Below are 16234 nucleotides of genomic sequence, written 5' to 3' on the forward strand. Positions count from 1 at the left end.
GATACCTAATTTTCAACCTGTATAAAATTTTCAATGTTCTTCAATTTAGCCTTGACTTTTTATTTGCAGGCTTGATTTACAGACAAAGAAAATTAAAGTCCCGAAAAGTCCGAAGAAAAATCCGCATATCTATACAAACACGGAACTGCAACAAATCTTTGCACTTATACACAAGGACGATTCTTGGCTTTCATTAAGAAACTGTGCGATTGTATCACTCATGTTAGATAGTGGCTTGCGACAAAACGAAGCCTGTCTTTTGAAAACCTGTGATGTGGATATGTCCCGACAAATCTTGAAAGTGTTTGGAAAAGGTGAAAAAGAGCGGTTTGTGCCATTAGGGAATATGAGTCGGCAGTTTCTCCAAGAATATTTTGCAAAATGTCCGTATCATAAGAAATATGTATTTTGTTCGAAAGATGGTTTGCAGATCACAAGAAACGCTGTCAAACTGTTTATGAACAAATTGGCGGCACAGTTGCCCTTTGAGTTCGGCTCTCACAGATTAAGGCACAATTTTGCCACAAACTTCTTAATAGATCAGTACAACGAAAAAGGAAGTATGGATATATACGCACTTCTTACGATTCTCGGTCACGAAGATGTCAAAACCACCGAACGTTATTTACATATCGCCAATCAAGTCATTTACAGTACATCCCACATATCTCATTTAGATAAAATAATGGGATTTTGAAACGTTGTAAGGTTTCTATGCTGATACGCAAGAAACAAAGAAGCGGGCGGAACGCCCAAACATAAAGCCTGTGAAACTTTTCGGCAGAATCCACAACTTGCAAGTCCCCTGCTCACCCTGATCGGCGTGAAGTGGGACTTCTCTTTTGTGCAAACTGCACGAAAAAAAGCACCGTCCCCGATGCTCTCTACTTGTCATCCAAAACAGTGCTTTTATAGTGCGCGATCAGGGGTTCGAACCCTGGACACCCTGATTAAGAGTCAGGTGCTCTGCCAGCTGAGCTAATCGCGCATATCTTGTGTTGCGTTACCTCGAACGCAAGACATATTATAATATATGGTTTTACAAATTGCAAGCTTTTTTTTAAGTTTTTTTATAGTTTTTTTAAGAAAGAACACTTGAACTAATTTTCCGTGCCTTTTATAATTAGAAGTAACTCGTTTTTTAAACATTTTATAAGGGGGATGCCCATGAATCTGGAGAAACAAAACAAATCGGATGATGACATCAAGAAAAATAAATTTACGGCCAATAACCGTTATTTTACAATCTGTATTTACACGATGTTTGTCATCTTTTTCGGTGCGATCATCATCAATCTGATCACATCCTGGAACACGACACTGAAAAATATTGAAAAAGGTCTGGCTGTTCTGATGCCGTTTATCATCGGTGCTCTGATTGCCTACATACTGAACCCGGCAGTTGCCCGCTTTTACAAGCTGTTCCGTGATAAATGTAAGATTAAAAGTGATGCTCTTTGTAAGATCCTGGCGATCATCACTGCTTATGTTCTTGTGATCGGCATCATTGTGATCGTACTTTTCGGTGTTATCCCGCAGATTATCACCAGTTTGACGGATCTGGTCAATTTTATTCCGACTGCGGCACAGCAGCTTTATCATTTCTTTGATACTTTAGAAGAGCGTTTCCCTTCGCTGGATACGGAAGTGCTGAGAAATACGATCAACAATGCGATCCCGAACTTTATCAACTATGCGAAGGATTTTGCCGCAAATATGATACCGGCACTGTATTCGATCTCCATGTCCATCCTTAAATGGGTGCTGAACCTCTTTATTGCGATCATGGTTTCCATTTATATGCTGGCTGACAAACGACCTCTGATCAATTCCTGTAAAGCTGTTGTCTATGCATTTGTCCCGGTAAAATATATCCAGCTGATCCTGGATGTTTCTGCAGAAGCCAATCGTCTGTTCAGCAGTTTTATCGTCGGAAAGGCGATCGACTCTACGATCATCGGAGTGCTCTGTTTTGTACTGATGCTGATCCTGAGACTTCCTTATGCCGTGCTGATCAGCGTAATCGTCGGAATCACAAACATGATCCCTTATTTTGGTCCATTCATCGGTGCCATTCCAAGTGCGATCATCCTGCTTTTTATCAGTCCGCTCAAAGCCGTGATCTTTGTTGTCATGGTATTTGTATTACAGCAGTTTGACGGTCTGATCCTCGGACCGAAAATCCTCGGAGATTCTACCGGTCTGAAGCCGCTGTGGATCATCTTCGCCATCACGGTCGGCGGCAGTATTGCCGGGGTCCTTGGTATGTTCCTCGGTGTTCCGGCAGTCGCATTTATACGCTATCTGATCCAGCGTCTTATCAACCATCAGCTTCAAAAGCGTGACGAATCACTTCCGGAACATCTGCAGCCGTTTGAGTTTGATAGTACAAAGCACTGATGTAAAGTAAAAATCTGCTGGCTGCCTGCGGAAAATCGAAAACGTTCCGCATCAAAAACTAGTCCGAAACAACATAAGGCGTTTACACCGGAAATTCTCCGCTGTAAACGCCTTCTTTTTATTTTTTCTTTTTTTCATCCCCGATCAGGTGCTTTACTTCCTGAAAAGATTTCTGCATGGTCACCAGTTTCTTGTTCAGCTTTTTCTTTTCATAGACTGCCATGCCAATGCGATCACGAACATTCTGTCTTCGTGCCATTTTTCCTCCACCGAACGAAACGGATAGTCCGGTTTCTATTTCGTTTCTATATAATATGACATCTGTTTACCGGCTGATGATCATTTTATAGATTGGATTTCCCATACTTGAGAATTTTTCTTCGTACTCGGTCATCACGTTGCCTTCATTCATGTTTTCATCATGATGCAGGTCAAAGGTACAGCCGTCCAGGTTCCAGCCGGCGATCTCCCTTTGTTCCAGTGCAAAATCAAACAGTCCGCGGTTATCGGTCTTGAATTCTACTTTGCCATCCGGCACAAGGATCTGGTCATAGCGTGCCAGAAATTCTTTTGACGGCAGTCTGCGTCTTGCATGGCGATCCTTCGGCCATGGATCTGAGAAATTCAGGTAGATCTTTGCCACTTCGTCTTTTGCAAAGATTTCCGGAAGTTCACTGGCATCGATACACAGATAGAGCAGATTCGGCAGGGCTTCTTCTGTCGGAAGCTGCTCTCTTTTCTGTACGGCACGCAGAAGAACGCTCGTATAACGCTCGATTCCGATGTAGTTGATCTGTGGGTTTCTCTTTGCCATCTCAGTGATAAACTGCCCTTTTCCCATCCCAACTTCGATATGGATCGGATTTTCATTTCCAAATACTGTATTCCATTTTCCTTTTTTATCTGCCGCTTCCTTGATTACCCAGTCACAGTTTCTGATCACTTCATCCGCTCCCGGTATATTTCTTAAACGCATTTATTTTCCTCCAATTTTATGTTTGTGCAAGCACATCGTGCTTTCAGGCTTTTGACCCTGGCATTTATGACATTGAGATTTGTCAGTAACTGATGCCATACGGATTGTTCCGTACTGCGTACTCTCACAAGCAAGCTTGCATCGTCTTTTTGACCTTTTGGCCCTGGCATCATATAAATTTTATATACTAGGTATCACTGACTTTCTTCTGAGTTATACCCATGTATTCTATCATATCCATTCTAATTGTGCAAAACAACCATAAAATTTTTTTATTTTTTTGAGAATTTTGCATATGGAAATCAAGTGGAAATCGTGTATAATGTAAGCTGTCAGACGGAGTGAAAAAAGGACTACCTATTTATAATAGGTATCTGTGAACATGATTTTACGGTTGTCTGGCAATAATCATATAAAAGCAGAAGTGTCAGGGCAATAAACTTCTGCAGTTTTTTTGTAGGCTGGGCTGTGCTTTTGCATATGTTCAGCTTGAATTTCAAAGCTGCAACTATACTATACTAAAGGAGGGATGCACATGGATCTCGTCATCAAGCGTCTGTCTTCAATCGAAGAGGCCTCAGCCGGTATCATTGAGGCTGCCGAGAACGAAAAGAAGGCACTGGAACAGCAGATGCGTGAACGTATTCAGGCATTTGATGAAGAGGCTGAGAAAGCTACGCAGGAGAAGCTTGATCAGATTCGTTCCAGCTTAAATGAAGAAATGCAAAAAAGTCTTGCCGATCTGCAGAAAGCAACTGAAGATTCGATTCAGGCAATCGAAAATGATTACAATCAGAATCATGAAAAGCTTGCTGCCGGATTGATCGCAAAAATGATCGAGGAGTAAAATTATGGGAAATCTGTTAGCCTACAGCGGTACATCAACCAAGATTCGCGGTATGCGAAGGAAGCTTCTGACCGCTAAAGATTTTCAGCATCTCGCCTCTTTGACATCCGTTTCCGATGCCATCGGATTTCTGAAAACAAAGTCCGCTTATGCTGGTATTTTCGCAAATTCCAACGAAAATTCCCTGCACCGCGGAGAGATCGAGAAAATGCTCACAAACGCAATCTACACGGATTTCCAGAGTATCTACCGTTTCGCAACCATACATCAGCGTAAAATCCTGGATCTGTACTTCCGCAGATACGAGATCGGACTTCTGAAAACCTGTATGCGAATGGTATTTGACCACAGAGATGTTGAATTGAATTTCGATATTTTCAAAGATTTCTTTGAAAAACACTCGGACATCAATTTGACCGCTCTTTCCAACTGTAAAACTCTGGATGAGTTTGTAAGCCTTCTGAAAGGAAGCATCTACTATCGTCCTTTATCTCTTCTCTCCGGTCTGTCCGAACCTACTTTGTGGGATTACGAGATGGCACTTGACCTGTGCTATTTCAAATGGTTCTGGGACAGCCGCAAAAAGGTTCTGACTCGTGACGAAGAAAGAATCTTTATGGACGATTACGGTGTCAAAATGGATTTGCTGAACATACGTTGGATTTATCGTTCCAAGCATTTTTACAACATGAGCAATGCGGACGTCTATGCACATCTGATCGGTATCCAGTACCGTCTTCAGACCTCTCAGATCAAAGAGATGGTCGAAGCTGCAACTACAGATGAACTGACCGCAGCCATCAGAAATACTTACTACGGACGACATTTCCCGGAGGAAGCAAAACTTTCACTGGACGATGCCTATTATCAGATCCGTTATCGTGTTCAGCGTAAGAACGCAAAGGAGGATCCATTCTCCATTGCAGTTATCATTTCATATCTCTATGAGAAAGAACATGAGGTTGACGACCTCACAACCACGCTTGAGTGCATCCGATACGGTCTTCCGACCAGTGAGACGCAAAAATATATTTCAAATCTGAAAAGGGGGTGTAATCGTTGATTGAGAAAATGAAATTTCTGAGCGTTACCGGTCCGAAAGAAGACATCGACCGTGTGGTGAATGACTATTTATCCAAATACGAAATTCATCTGGAAAATGCTCTTTCCGAGCTTAAGACTGTCAAGTCTCTTCGTCCTTATATTGAGATCAATCCTTATAAAGACAAGCTCACAAAAGCAGAAGAATTCGCTTCCATGCTCGGTACGGATAAAAATCAGGAAAACCCAACCGGCACTATTTCGATTGAAGAAGCTTCTGAGACTCTCGCAACTCTGGAAAGCAAATTTTCTGATATTTATACAAGAACCAATGCTCTGGAAGCAAAGAAGGAAGATCTGAAAGCTTCTTATGAACGTTTAAGACCGTTCCTTGGATTCGATTTTGATATTCACAGCGTACTGCAGTTTAAGTTTATCAAATATCGTTTCGGTAAGATCACACGCGATTACTACAAAAAACTGGAGCACTATGTCTACGAAAATCTGGACACCGTGTTCTATCGCTGCAGCGAAGATGAGCAGTATGTATGGGGTGTTTACTTTGTGCCGGCGGGCAGAGCCGGACAGATCGATGCCGTATTTTCTTCCCTGCACTTTGAACGCATCCACCTTCCGGATGAATACGAAGGTATTCCACAGGAAGTCGGTACAAAACTTCAGTCTGATATCCATGATCTTGATGTCCAGCTTCAGGAGTGCCGTGAAGAAAGTGCGAAACTGCTCAACGAGTACAAAAACAAAGTCCTGCTTTGCAGAGACAAATTCCGTTCACTCACTTCAAACTTTGATGTGCGTAAACTTGCAGCCTGCACAAAAGAAGGTAAACAGGTCTTCTACATTCTGTGTGGCTGGATGACGGAAAGCGATGCCGCTCGTTTTGAAAAAGACGTAGCCGATGACAAGAATCTGTTCTGTCTGATCGAAAGCAATGAAGATCAGGATAAAGACAGCACACTGACACCGCCTACCAAATTGAAAAACCCTGGTATCTTCCGTCCGTTTGAATTATTTGTTCGTATGTACGGTCTTCCGTCTTACAATGAGATCGACCCGACCATCTTCGTAGCACTGACCTATTCCTTTATTTTCGGTGCCATGTTCGGTGATGTCGGTCAGGGACTCTGCCTGGTGATCGGCGGTGCCCTGCTCTACCATTTCAAAAAAATGGAACTCGCAGCATGCTTAAGCAGTGCCGGAGTCTTCTCTACGATCTTCGGTTTCCTGTTCGGCAGTTTCTTCGGTTTTGAGGATGTCATACCTGCACTCTGGATGCATCCGAAGGATGCAATGACAACGCTTCCGTTTATCGGTACTATGAACACCGCTTTCGTTGTTGCCATCGCATTTGGTATGTTCCTGATCCTGACAACGATGGTTCTGCATATTATCAATGCAGTCCGCAGAAAAGATGCTGAGAACATCTTTTTTGATACAAACGGTATCGCCGGTTTTGTATTCTACGGTGCGATCGTTGCAGTCGTTTTCTTATTTATGACAGGTCATGCCATCCCGGCAGCCGGTGTTCTGGTGGTTATGTTCCTCATTCCGCTGATCCTGATCGGCTTCAAAGAGCCGCTCGGTAAACTGGTCGAGAAAAAAGCAGATGCTATGCCAAAAGAAAAAGGCATGTTCCTTGTAACTGCATTTTTCGAACTGTTTGATGTATTACTGAGCTACTTCTCCAACACGCTGTCTTTCGTGCGTATCGGTGCTTTCGCCGTCAGCCACGCAGCTATGATGGAAGTAGTCCTGATGCTTGCCGGAGCCGAATCCGGAAACATCAACTGGATCGTTATCGTACTTGGTAACGTTTTTGTATGTGCAATGGAGGGTCTGATCGTTGGTATCCAGGTACTTCGTCTGGAATACTACGAAATGTTCAGCCGTTTCTATAAAGGCGAAGGACATCCATTCACACCATTTGTTAAAAAATCCGTTGATTAACATTTAAAAGCAAAATAACGGAAATAAAATATTTTATATTTGTGAGTTCATAATCACACACGATTAAGGAGGAAATTACTATGTCAACTATTACAAAATTCATTTTTATCGCAGCACTGCTTCTGAGCATCGTCGTACCAACCGCAGCATTTCTGATCGGTGAAAAGAACCGTGGACGCTTCAAAACCACACTTGGCATCAACTGCTTCCTCTTCTTTGGAACCATGGCTCTTGCCGTTATCATGATCTTCACAGGCGACGGTTCTGTAGCACTGGCAGCTGATACTGCTTCTGCATCTGCAAGCGGTCTGGCAGCTGGTATGGGTTATCTGGCAGCTGCACTGGTAACCGGTCTTTCCTGTATCGGTGGTGGTATCGCCGTTGCAAACGCAGCAAGTTCTGCTCTGGGTGCTATCAGTGAAGACGGAAGCATCTTTGGTAAATCCATGATCTTCGTAGCCATGGCCGAAGGTATCGCTCTGTACGGTCTGATCATCTCCTTCATGATCCTTGGTAAACTTTAATTTCCTGTTCGCATATCAGGAGGCAATTAATTTATGAAAATGTTCTTAATCAGTGATAACGTCGATACTCTGACCGGCATGCGTCTGGCAGGCGTAGAAGGCTGTATCGTGCACGAACGTGCGGAACTTCGTAAAGCACTGGAAGACGCGATTGCCAATAAAGAAAACGGTATTATTCTCCTGACCGAAAAATTCGGTCGGGAGTTTCCGGATATTATTGATGATGTCCGCTTAAACCGCCGTCTTCCACTTCTTATCGAAATCCCTGACCGCCACGGTACCGGCCGCAAACCGGACTTTATCACTTCCTATGTAAGCGAAGCAATCGGAATAAAATTATAAAGAAGGTGAGATATTTTGACTACGGAAGAAAAGCTTAAATATTTTGAAGAATCTTCTCTGGAAGAGGCCAGAAAACAGGCTTCTGCCATGATTGAAGAATATAAAGTAAATCTGGACAAGGTAGAAAAAGAACACAAAGCAACCACTCTTCGCCAGTCTGATTTACAGTTAAAAACAGAAAGCGACAATCTGAAGAGAAACAACAATATGGCTCTTTCCAAAGAGCAGCTTCAGATCAAGCGTAAGATCACACAGAAACAGAATGAACTGAAAGAAAAGCTTTTTGTCGAAGTAAAACAGCTGCTTGAAGATTACATGACTACTTCAGCATATCAGCAGCTGCTGATCAAACAGATCAAAAACATTCAGAAAGAGGCCGGTTCCGGAAAACTGATCCTTTACATTGACCCTGCAGACTCCGACAAACGTTCCAGTCTCCAGGTCGCAACCGGAGCTCCTGTTACCGTTTCTGAATATTCCTTTATGGGCGGCACAAGAGCCGTTCTTCAGGATCGCAACATCCTGATCGACAATTCTTTCGCTTCCAAACTGGAAAAGTTAAAAGCAGACTTCTCATTTAACGGAGGTGCTACAAATGCATAAAACAGGTACTATTTACGGCATTAACGGTCCTGTTATTTACCTGAAAGGCAACACAGGATTTCAGATGGCTGAAATGGTCTACGTCGGAAAAGAACGTCTGGTAGGCGAAGTTATCCGTCTGACAAACGATATCACGACCATTCAGGTCTTCGAGGAAACCACAGGACTTCGTCCTGGTGACCCGGTAGAAGCTACCGGCGATGCTATTTCCGTAACACTTGGCCCTGGTATCCTCAACAATATTTTTGACGGTATCGAGCGTCCGTTAAGTGAGATTGCAAAATCCTCCGGTAAATACATCAGCCGTGGTGTCAGCGTTGATTCTCTGGATACGGAGAAAAAATGGCAGACACATATCACCGTAAAACCGGGTGAATTTGTTTCTGGCGGCACGATCATCGCAGAAGTTCAGGAAACACAGGCAATCGTCCACAAATCCATGGTTCCTCCGAACATTTCCGGTACTGTGCTGGAAGTTGCAATGGATGGAGAATACACGATCAACGAACCGATCGTAACCGTTCAGCTTGCAAACGGAAAAGAAGAAAAACTGACACTGGCTCAGAAATGGCCGATCCGTGTTCCGCGTCCGACTGCTGCAAGATTCGCAGCAAGCAAACCGCTGATCACCGGACAGCGTATCCTCGATACTCTGTTCCCGATCGCCAAAGGTGGTACTGCTGCTATCCCTGGCGGTTTCGGTACCGGAAAAACCATGACACAGCATCAGATCGCCAAATGGTCCAACGCCGACATCATCATCTACATCGGCTGCGGTGAGCGTGGTAACGAGATGACACAGGTTCTGGAAGAGTTCTCTGAACTGGTTGACCCAAGAAGCGGCAAACCTCTGATGGATCGTACTACTCTGATCGCCAATACTTCCAACATGCCGGTAGCTGCCCGTGAGGCTTCTATCTATACCGGTATCACACTGGCTGAGTATTACCGCGATATGGGTTACGACGTTGCGATCATGGCAGACTCCACTTCCCGTTGGGCTGAGGCACTTCGAGAGCTGTCCGGACGTCTGGAAGAAATGCCTGCAGAGGAAGGTTTCCCTGCTTACCTGGCATCCCGCCTTTCCGCTTTCTACGAGCGTGCCGGCATGATGCAGACCTTAAACGGCTCCGAAGGAAGTGTTTCCATCATCGGTGCGGTTTCCCCTCAGGGCGGTGACTTCTCCGAACCGGTCACACAGAATACCAAACGTTTCGTACGCTGCTTCTGGGGACTGGATAAATCCCTGGCATATGCAAGACATTTCCCGGCTATCCACTGGCTGACCAGTTACAGTGAATATGTAAATGACCTGGCACCATGGTACCGTGACAATGCCGACAAGAATTTCGTAGACGAACGAAATCAGCTGATGGCGATCCTGAACCAGGAAAGCAACCTGATGGAGATCGTAAAACTGATTGGTAGTGATGTACTTCCGGATGACCAGAAACTGACACTGGAGATCGCCAGAGTCATCCGTCTGGGATTCCTTCAGCAGAATGCATTCCACAAAGACGATACCTGTGTTCCGATCCGCAAACAGTTCCTGATGATGGACCTGATCCTGTATCTGAACACAAAGGCAAAAGCCCTGGTTACCATGGGTATGCCGATGTCCATTTTGAAAGAAAGCAACATTTTTGACCGCATCATTTCCGTGAAATACGATGTTCCAAATGACCGTCTGGATATGTTCGATGACTACCGCAAAGAAGTCGATCGTTTCTATGACGAAGTACTTGAAAAGAACGCTTAGGAGGAAAAGAAATGTCAATAGAATATTTAGGCCTGAACGAGATCAACGGCCCTCTGGTCGTTCTGGAAGGCGTGCAGAATGCCTCCTTTGAAGAAATCGTAGAGATCGTTGTGGATAACAACGAAAAGAAACTCGGTCGTATCGTAGAGCTCTACGAAGACAAAGCCGTTATCCAGGTATTTGAGGGAAATGAAGGTATGTCCCTTAAAAATACCCACACAAAGCTGACCGGACATCCGATGGAGCTTGCCGTATCACTGGACATCCTCGGCCGTACCTTCAATGGTATCGGACAGCCGATCGATGGTCTGGGTGATATCTATCCGGAAGCACACATCAATGTAAACGGTCTGCCGCTGAACCCGGTTACCCGTGAATATCCGCGTAACTACATTCGTACCGGTATTTCCGCGATCGATGGTCTGACCACTCTGATCCGCGGACAGAAGCTTCCGATTTTCTCCGGAAATGGTCTGCCACATGACCGTCTGGCAGCTCAGATCGTAAAACAGGCTTCTCTGGGTGATAATTCCGATGAGAAATTTGCGATCGTTTTCGCAGCTATGGGTGTTAAATATGACGTAGCAGAATTCTTCCGCAAGACTTTCGAAGAAAGCGGTGTTTCTGACCACGTAGTTATGTACCTGAACCTGGCAAACGACCCGGTTGTAGAGCGTCTGATCACACCGAAGGTTGCCCTCACCGCAGCAGAGTATCTGGCATTTGAAAAAGGCATGCACATCCTGGTTATCTTAACCGATATGACATCCTTTGCAGAGGCCATGCGTGAGGTTTCTTCCTCAAAAGGTGAGATTCCTTCCCGTAAAGGTTATCCTGGATACCTCTACAGTGAACTGGCTACAATCTACGAACGTGCCGGTATCGTAGAAGGCGTCGAAGGTTCTGTAACACAGATCCCGATCCTGACTATGCCGAATGATGATATTACACACCCGATCCCTGACCTGACCGGTTATATCACCGAAGGTCAGATCGTACTGGATCGTCAGCTGCACGGACAGGCAATTTACCCGCCGATCAACGTACTGCCTTCTCTGTCCCGTCTGATGAAGGACGGTATCGGTGCAGGTTACACAAGAGAAGATCATCAGGATGTTGCAAACCAGTTATTCTCCTGCTACGCAAAAGTTGGAGATGCAAGAGCCCTGGCATCCGTTATCGGTGAGGACGAACTTTCTCCTCTGGATAAAACCTATCTGAAATTCGGACAGGCATTCGAGCATACCTTTGTCGGACAGGGTGAGGACGAGAACCGTTCTATCGTTGAGACTCTTGATCTTGGCTGGAAACTTCTGCGTATGCTGCCAAGAGAAGAACTTGACCGTATCGATACGAAGATCCTGGATAAATATTATAACGAATAGAGGTGAGCCTATGGATCCGAATACCTTCCCTACGAAGGGCAATTTAATTCTGGCAAAAAACTCCCTCGCACTTGCCAAACAGGGCTATGTGCTGATGGACAAAAAAAGAAATATTCTGATCAGGGAACTTATGGGACTCATCCAGCAGGCCGAATCCATTCAGAAAGAAATTGATTCTACCTTCCGCATGGCTTATGCCGCACTGCAGATGGCAAACATCAAACTGGGTATCAGCCTTGTGGAAGAAATCTCCTACTCCGTACCGGTTGAGGATTCGATCCGCATCCGCACAAGAAGTATCATGGGTACGGAGATCCCCCTGGTAGAAGCTGATACCAGACCTGCTTTCCCGACTTACGCTTACTACAGTACAAACATTGCACTGGACCAGGCAAAAGCCTCATTTGAAAAAGTAAAGCAGCTTTCCATCAAGCTTTCCATGATCGAAAATTCAGCTTACCGGCTGGCAAACAATATCAAAAAAACCCAGAAGCGTGCCAACGCTCTGAAAAATATTACCATCCCACGTTATACCGTTCTTACAAAAGACATTCAGAATGCACTGGAAGAAAAAGAGCGTGAAGAATTCACCCGACTGAAAGTCATCAAAAGAATGCAGAGCAAGAAGGCTTAACAAGTGGATTTCCCGAACCTGGCGGACAATTTTTTGTCCCCTGGGTTCTGTCTTTTTTCTCCCACAGTTCTCTCATATTTCAGACGTAAAATCTTTATTCAGGCAGAACACACTTAAGACCCGGAATGTGATCCCGGTCAGATCTGCTGACATTTACCTGTCAGAATATGTGTTTTCTCTTGACTTTCTAAGCTAAATCCTGTAAAATTCTTATGTAATAATTTTGTAATATATTTAACATGATTTCAAAATCTTGATCTTCATGATTTTTAAAAGGAGCAATTTATGAAAAAGCAGATTATCGTTACCATGCTTTTAGCAGCAGCACTTGGCACAGTCAGTCCTTCTATGAAAGCGGAAGCAAAGTGGAGGGCAGATGCAAACGGCCGCTGGTATACCATCAAGGCTGCACCGGGCTACGCTGTTGGCTGGAAGCAGATCGGTAAGTATACTTACTATTTTGAAAAAAACAAATACGCCGTAACCGGCTGGAAATTGATCGATAAAAAATGGTACTATTTTGATATAAAAGGCAGGCTGCTCGCCAATCGCTGGGTAGATGGATATTATCTTTCTGCTGACGGCTCCATGGCTGCAAGCACTGTGATTACCTCCGGGGATCAAAGTTACACGATTGATGCAAACGGAAACATTGTCCGGGATCCTTCTTCTGCAGACGGTTCTGACATCCTGACTCCCGGCGTGACGGAAAACAAAAATACCTGGGTAGAGAATGATGGTAAGTATTATTACTACAACTACAAAGGTAAACTTGCAAAAGGCTGGCTTCGTATCCGTGACAAAACTTATTATCTTAATACCGAAACTGGAGAACGTTACAGTGGCTGGCTCAAATACAACGGCAAATATTATTACTTTGATGCTGAAACCGGCCTGATGCTGAAAGGCTGGAACAAGATCGGCAACTATACATACTTCTTTAAAACAGACGGTTCTGCACCGAGAAAGTGGAAAAAGATCAAAGGCAAATATTATTACTTCGGTAAAAAAGGCCGTATGTACACCAACAGGATCATCAGCAAAAAGTATTATGTAAATGCCGCCGGTGAACGTACTTATGGTTTCGCTCAGATCGGTGCCGACACTTACTATTTCCATCCGACAACCGGAAAGATGATGACCGGCTGGGTACTGATTGGCAGCAAATATTATTACTTTGATGCAAACGGTAAAATGGTCACCGATACCTGGATCGGCAAACGCTACCTGAAATCAAACGGTCAGATGGCAAAAAGCTGCTGGGTAGGTGCTTACTATATAAACAAAAAGGGAAACCGTACCAAAAAGACACGTTCTACCGGAATCTGGACACAGAAAGGCAAAACCTACTTCCTGGATTCCAATTACCAGAAAGCAAAAAACCAGTGGGTCGTTTCTGCAAGCGGCAGATATTATTATACAGATGAGAACGGCATTGTCCTCACCAACCAGTGGGTAGGCAATTATTATGTAGGAGAAACTGGTGCAAGAGTTACCAGCCAGAAACTGCAGATTGATGATAAGACTTACTATTTTACTTCCGACGGAAGCAAAGCAACCGGTATTGTTACCCTGAACGGCAAAACCTATTTATTTGACCGTAACGGAGTCATGGTTACAGGATGGTATAATAACAGCGTCGCAACGTTCTATTTTCTTCCGACGACCGGTGAAATGGTCAAGAGCCAGATCATGATCATTGACAACGTATTCTACTCTTTCGATGCAAATGGATATATGACTGACCAGAATGCTTCCGATTCCGATCTGACATTCGGTTCCAAAATTGCAGCTTATGCGACTCAGTTTATCGGAAATCCATATGTTTACGGCGGAACCAGCCTGACAAACGGTGCAGACTGCTCCGGTTTTACGCAGTCCGTCATGAGCCATTTTGGCATCAAGATCCCTCGTACCGCCGACCAGCAGGCAATCGGCTACGATGGCACAACAACCAAATATGCTACCGCAAAAATCATTTCCATCAACAATATCCAGCCCGGAGATCTGGTATTTTATTACCAGCCAATCTCACACGTTGGGCTTTACATCGGAAACGGGCTGATTGTACACGCCTCTACAGAGGCAGCTTACCCGGTGGGCGGTATTAAGACCTCACCATTTGACTTTGCTACGATCCGTGCGATTGTACGCTACTGGTAAGCAAGTGCAGAGAGGTTTTGGAATGTGCAAATGAACGAATTCCTCGAAGGCACGCTCTCGCTACCTCACATTGGCAGCGGTACATAACCGACCAAAATACGGTCGCTAAGTACCGTCCATGTTCGAGTACCTTCTTAGGAATTGTTCATTTTGCACATTGTTAAAAGCTCCTGGCTTGCCAGGGGTCGCTTAAGCGGAACAGTCCTTCAGGCCAGGGTACAAAACACAGAACAGAAAAAGACAGAGATAGAGTAACGGAAACTTGCTGCCGTCACTATGCCTCTGTCTTTTGTTGTCTGGCACAATTTACACTTCTATCGTATAATTTTAGTTTCTTATTGTTTATGTTGATTTTAATTGTTTTTTAAAAATATATTGAAATAATGAGAGTTATATGATAATATACTTTCAAAGCATATTTCTTAACGTTCTTGGCATCCTGCCATCTATATTTTCTAATCACATTTCAGAAATTCATGCTTTTCAATCAAACAAATCAATTTAAAAAGCAGGAGTTTCAAACTGTTAAAAAGAAAGCATAGACCGTATGGCTGGCACATTTTTGTACGCTCCTGCAAAAAGGAGGTACTGCCTGTGGCTAAAAAAGAACAACCAACTGCAAACCGTAATTACAAGGATACGGTATTCCGTATGCTGTTTTCTGACCGCAAAAATTTATTATCTCTTTATAATGCAGTCAGCGGTTCTCATTATGATGATCCGGAAAAACTGGAAATCATCACACTGGAAAATGCCATTTATATGGGAATGAAAAATGATCTGGCTTTCATCATCGGTACAGACTTGTTTCTGTATGAACATCAGTCTACTTATAGTCCAAATATGCCATTGCGAGATTTATTCTATATTTCCAGTGAATATCAGAAATTGGTCGATCATAAATCGCTTTACTCTTCATGCCTGCTGAAAGTCCCGGCACCACAGTTTATCGTATTTTATAATGGAACTGAAAAAAAGAAAGATCATTGGGTAAACCATTTGTCGGAAGCTTTTGAAAATCTGTCCGGTGAACCAAAACTGGAGCTGGAAGTTCTGACCTTAAACATCAACGAAGGGCATAATGAAGAGCTGATGGAACAATGCCAGACTTTAAGAGAATATGCACAGTATGTAAATTGTGTCCGTAAATATGCGGAGGAATTGGAATTGAATGAAGCAGTCAAGCTGGCTGTTGATGAATGTATCCGTAATAACATTCTCTCCGAATTTCTTCGTGCAAATAAATCGGAGGTGATCTCGATGAGTATATTTGAATACGATAAAGAAGAGGAAGAACGAAAACTCAGAAAAGCTGAATATGAAGCTGGTGTAGCTGATGGACTTAATACTGCAAAAAAAGATGCCGCTATTGCTTTTGCAGAACTTCATGTGCCGATTGAGCAAATTGCCCTCGCATTGAAAGTAGATGTGGAAGCAGTAAAAAAATGGCTTCGTGAAACAGGTAAATAAAAAGTTGTCGGTGGTTTCCTGGCAGGTGTAAAGAATTGAAATGCTGAGTGTTTTAAAAGACTGTTTGCAAAAGAATAGTAGTGCATGTGCAAATGAACGAATTCCCCGAAGGGCACGTAAAAGTG

At 43.8% G+C, this 16234-nt stretch carries 15 protein-coding genes and 1 tRNA gene; 13 read left to right on the forward strand and 3 right to left on the reverse strand.

Annotated features, from left to right (window positions below):
* The first annotated feature begins 145 nt into the window (after nucleotides 1-145).
* Nucleotides 146-697, forward strand: a complete 552-nt coding sequence (locus GPK60_RS03390) for a tyrosine-type recombinase/integrase (RefSeq protein ID WP_252191280.1) — start codon at nucleotides 146-148, stop codon at nucleotides 695-697.
* Nucleotides 698-915: 218 nt separating this feature from the next.
* Here GPK60_RS03390 and GPK60_RS03395 read toward each other — a convergent pair.
* A tRNA-Lys gene (locus GPK60_RS03395) sits at nucleotides 916-988 on the reverse strand.
* Nucleotides 989-1167: 179 nt separating this feature from the next.
* On the opposite strand from GPK60_RS03395, the gene GPK60_RS03400 reads away from it, so the two are divergent.
* Entirely contained in the window at nucleotides 1168-2400 is a 1233-nt protein-coding gene (locus tag GPK60_RS03400; protein ID WP_215658857.1) for an AI-2E family transporter, read from the forward strand.
* Between the two features lie 118 nt (nucleotides 2401-2518).
* Here the strand turns inward: GPK60_RS03400 and GPK60_RS03405 are convergent, their stop codons facing one another.
* Nucleotides 2519-2659, reverse strand: a complete 141-nt coding sequence (locus tag GPK60_RS03405) for a hypothetical protein (RefSeq protein ID WP_022118016.1) — start codon at nucleotides 2657-2659, stop codon at nucleotides 2519-2521.
* A gap of 66 nt (nucleotides 2660-2725) precedes the next feature.
* Nucleotides 2726-3376 (reverse strand): tRNA (guanosine(46)-N7)-methyltransferase TrmB, encoded by a 651-nt coding sequence (gene trmB / locus GPK60_RS03410; protein WP_215658858.1) that lies wholly within the window; start codon nucleotides 3374-3376, stop codon nucleotides 2726-2728.
* A 535-nt stretch (nucleotides 3377-3911) separates the two neighbouring features.
* On the opposite strand from trmB, the gene GPK60_RS03415 reads away from it, so the two are divergent.
* The 11 genes from GPK60_RS03415 (at nucleotide 3912) to GPK60_RS03465 (ending at nucleotide 16109) form a co-directional block, all read left to right on the forward strand.
* Complete coding sequence (locus GPK60_RS03415; RefSeq protein ID WP_022118316.1) at nucleotides 3912-4223, forward strand: hypothetical protein; 312 nt, start codon at nucleotides 3912-3914, stop codon at nucleotides 4221-4223.
* A gap of 4 nt (nucleotides 4224-4227) precedes the next feature.
* The gene (locus tag GPK60_RS03420) at nucleotides 4228-5286 is read left to right on the forward strand and encodes a V-type ATPase subunit (RefSeq protein WP_215658859.1); all 1059 of its coding nucleotides are present in this window, start codon (nucleotides 4228-4230) and stop codon (nucleotides 5284-5286) included.
* Nucleotides 5283-7229 carry a V-type ATPase 116kDa subunit family protein gene (locus GPK60_RS03425; protein WP_022118314.1) on the forward strand — a complete coding sequence of 649 codons (1947 nt, stop codon included), beginning with the start codon at nucleotides 5283-5285 and terminating at the stop codon, nucleotides 7227-7229. Before GPK60_RS03420 ends, GPK60_RS03425 begins: the two co-directional genes overlap by 4 nt.
* Before the next feature lie 80 nt (nucleotides 7230-7309).
* A complete protein-coding gene (locus tag GPK60_RS03430; protein ID WP_022118313.1) occupies nucleotides 7310-7753 on the forward strand; it encodes an ATP synthase subunit C in 444 nt (147 codons plus the stop codon).
* A gap of 33 nt (nucleotides 7754-7786) precedes the next feature.
* The gene (locus GPK60_RS03435) at nucleotides 7787-8095 is read left to right on the forward strand and encodes a V-type ATP synthase subunit F (protein ID WP_022118312.1); all 309 of its coding nucleotides are present in this window, start codon (nucleotides 7787-7789) and stop codon (nucleotides 8093-8095) included.
* A gap of 15 nt (nucleotides 8096-8110) precedes the next feature.
* Complete coding sequence (locus GPK60_RS03440) at nucleotides 8111-8698, forward strand: V-type ATP synthase subunit E (protein WP_173866843.1); 588 nt, start codon at nucleotides 8111-8113, stop codon at nucleotides 8696-8698.
* Entirely contained in the window at nucleotides 8691-10457 is a 1767-nt protein-coding gene (locus GPK60_RS03445; protein WP_022118310.1) for a V-type ATP synthase subunit A, read from the forward strand. Before GPK60_RS03440 ends, GPK60_RS03445 begins: the two co-directional genes overlap by 8 nt.
* A gap of 11 nt (nucleotides 10458-10468) precedes the next feature.
* Nucleotides 10469-11842 (forward strand): V-type ATP synthase subunit B, encoded by a 1374-nt coding sequence (locus tag GPK60_RS03450; RefSeq protein WP_022118309.1) that lies wholly within the window; start codon nucleotides 10469-10471, stop codon nucleotides 11840-11842.
* Between the two features lie 10 nt (nucleotides 11843-11852).
* Nucleotides 11853-12476, forward strand: a complete 624-nt coding sequence (locus GPK60_RS03455; protein ID WP_022118308.1) for a V-type ATP synthase subunit D — start codon at nucleotides 11853-11855, stop codon at nucleotides 12474-12476.
* A 285-nt stretch (nucleotides 12477-12761) separates the two neighbouring features.
* Nucleotides 12762-14639, forward strand: coding sequence for an NlpC/P60 family protein (locus GPK60_RS03460; RefSeq protein WP_215658860.1), 1878 nt, complete (start codon nucleotides 12762-12764; stop codon nucleotides 14637-14639).
* A gap of 594 nt (nucleotides 14640-15233) precedes the next feature.
* Complete coding sequence (locus tag GPK60_RS03465; protein WP_330589921.1) at nucleotides 15234-16109, forward strand: hypothetical protein; 876 nt, start codon at nucleotides 15234-15236, stop codon at nucleotides 16107-16109.
* Nucleotides 16110-16234 lie beyond the last annotated feature (125 nt).

This window comes from Ruminococcus sp. MCC718 (assembly GCF_018783905.1).
GTDB classification, from domain to species: Bacteria; Bacillota; Clostridia; order Lachnospirales; family Lachnospiraceae; genus Hominisplanchenecus; species Hominisplanchenecus faecis.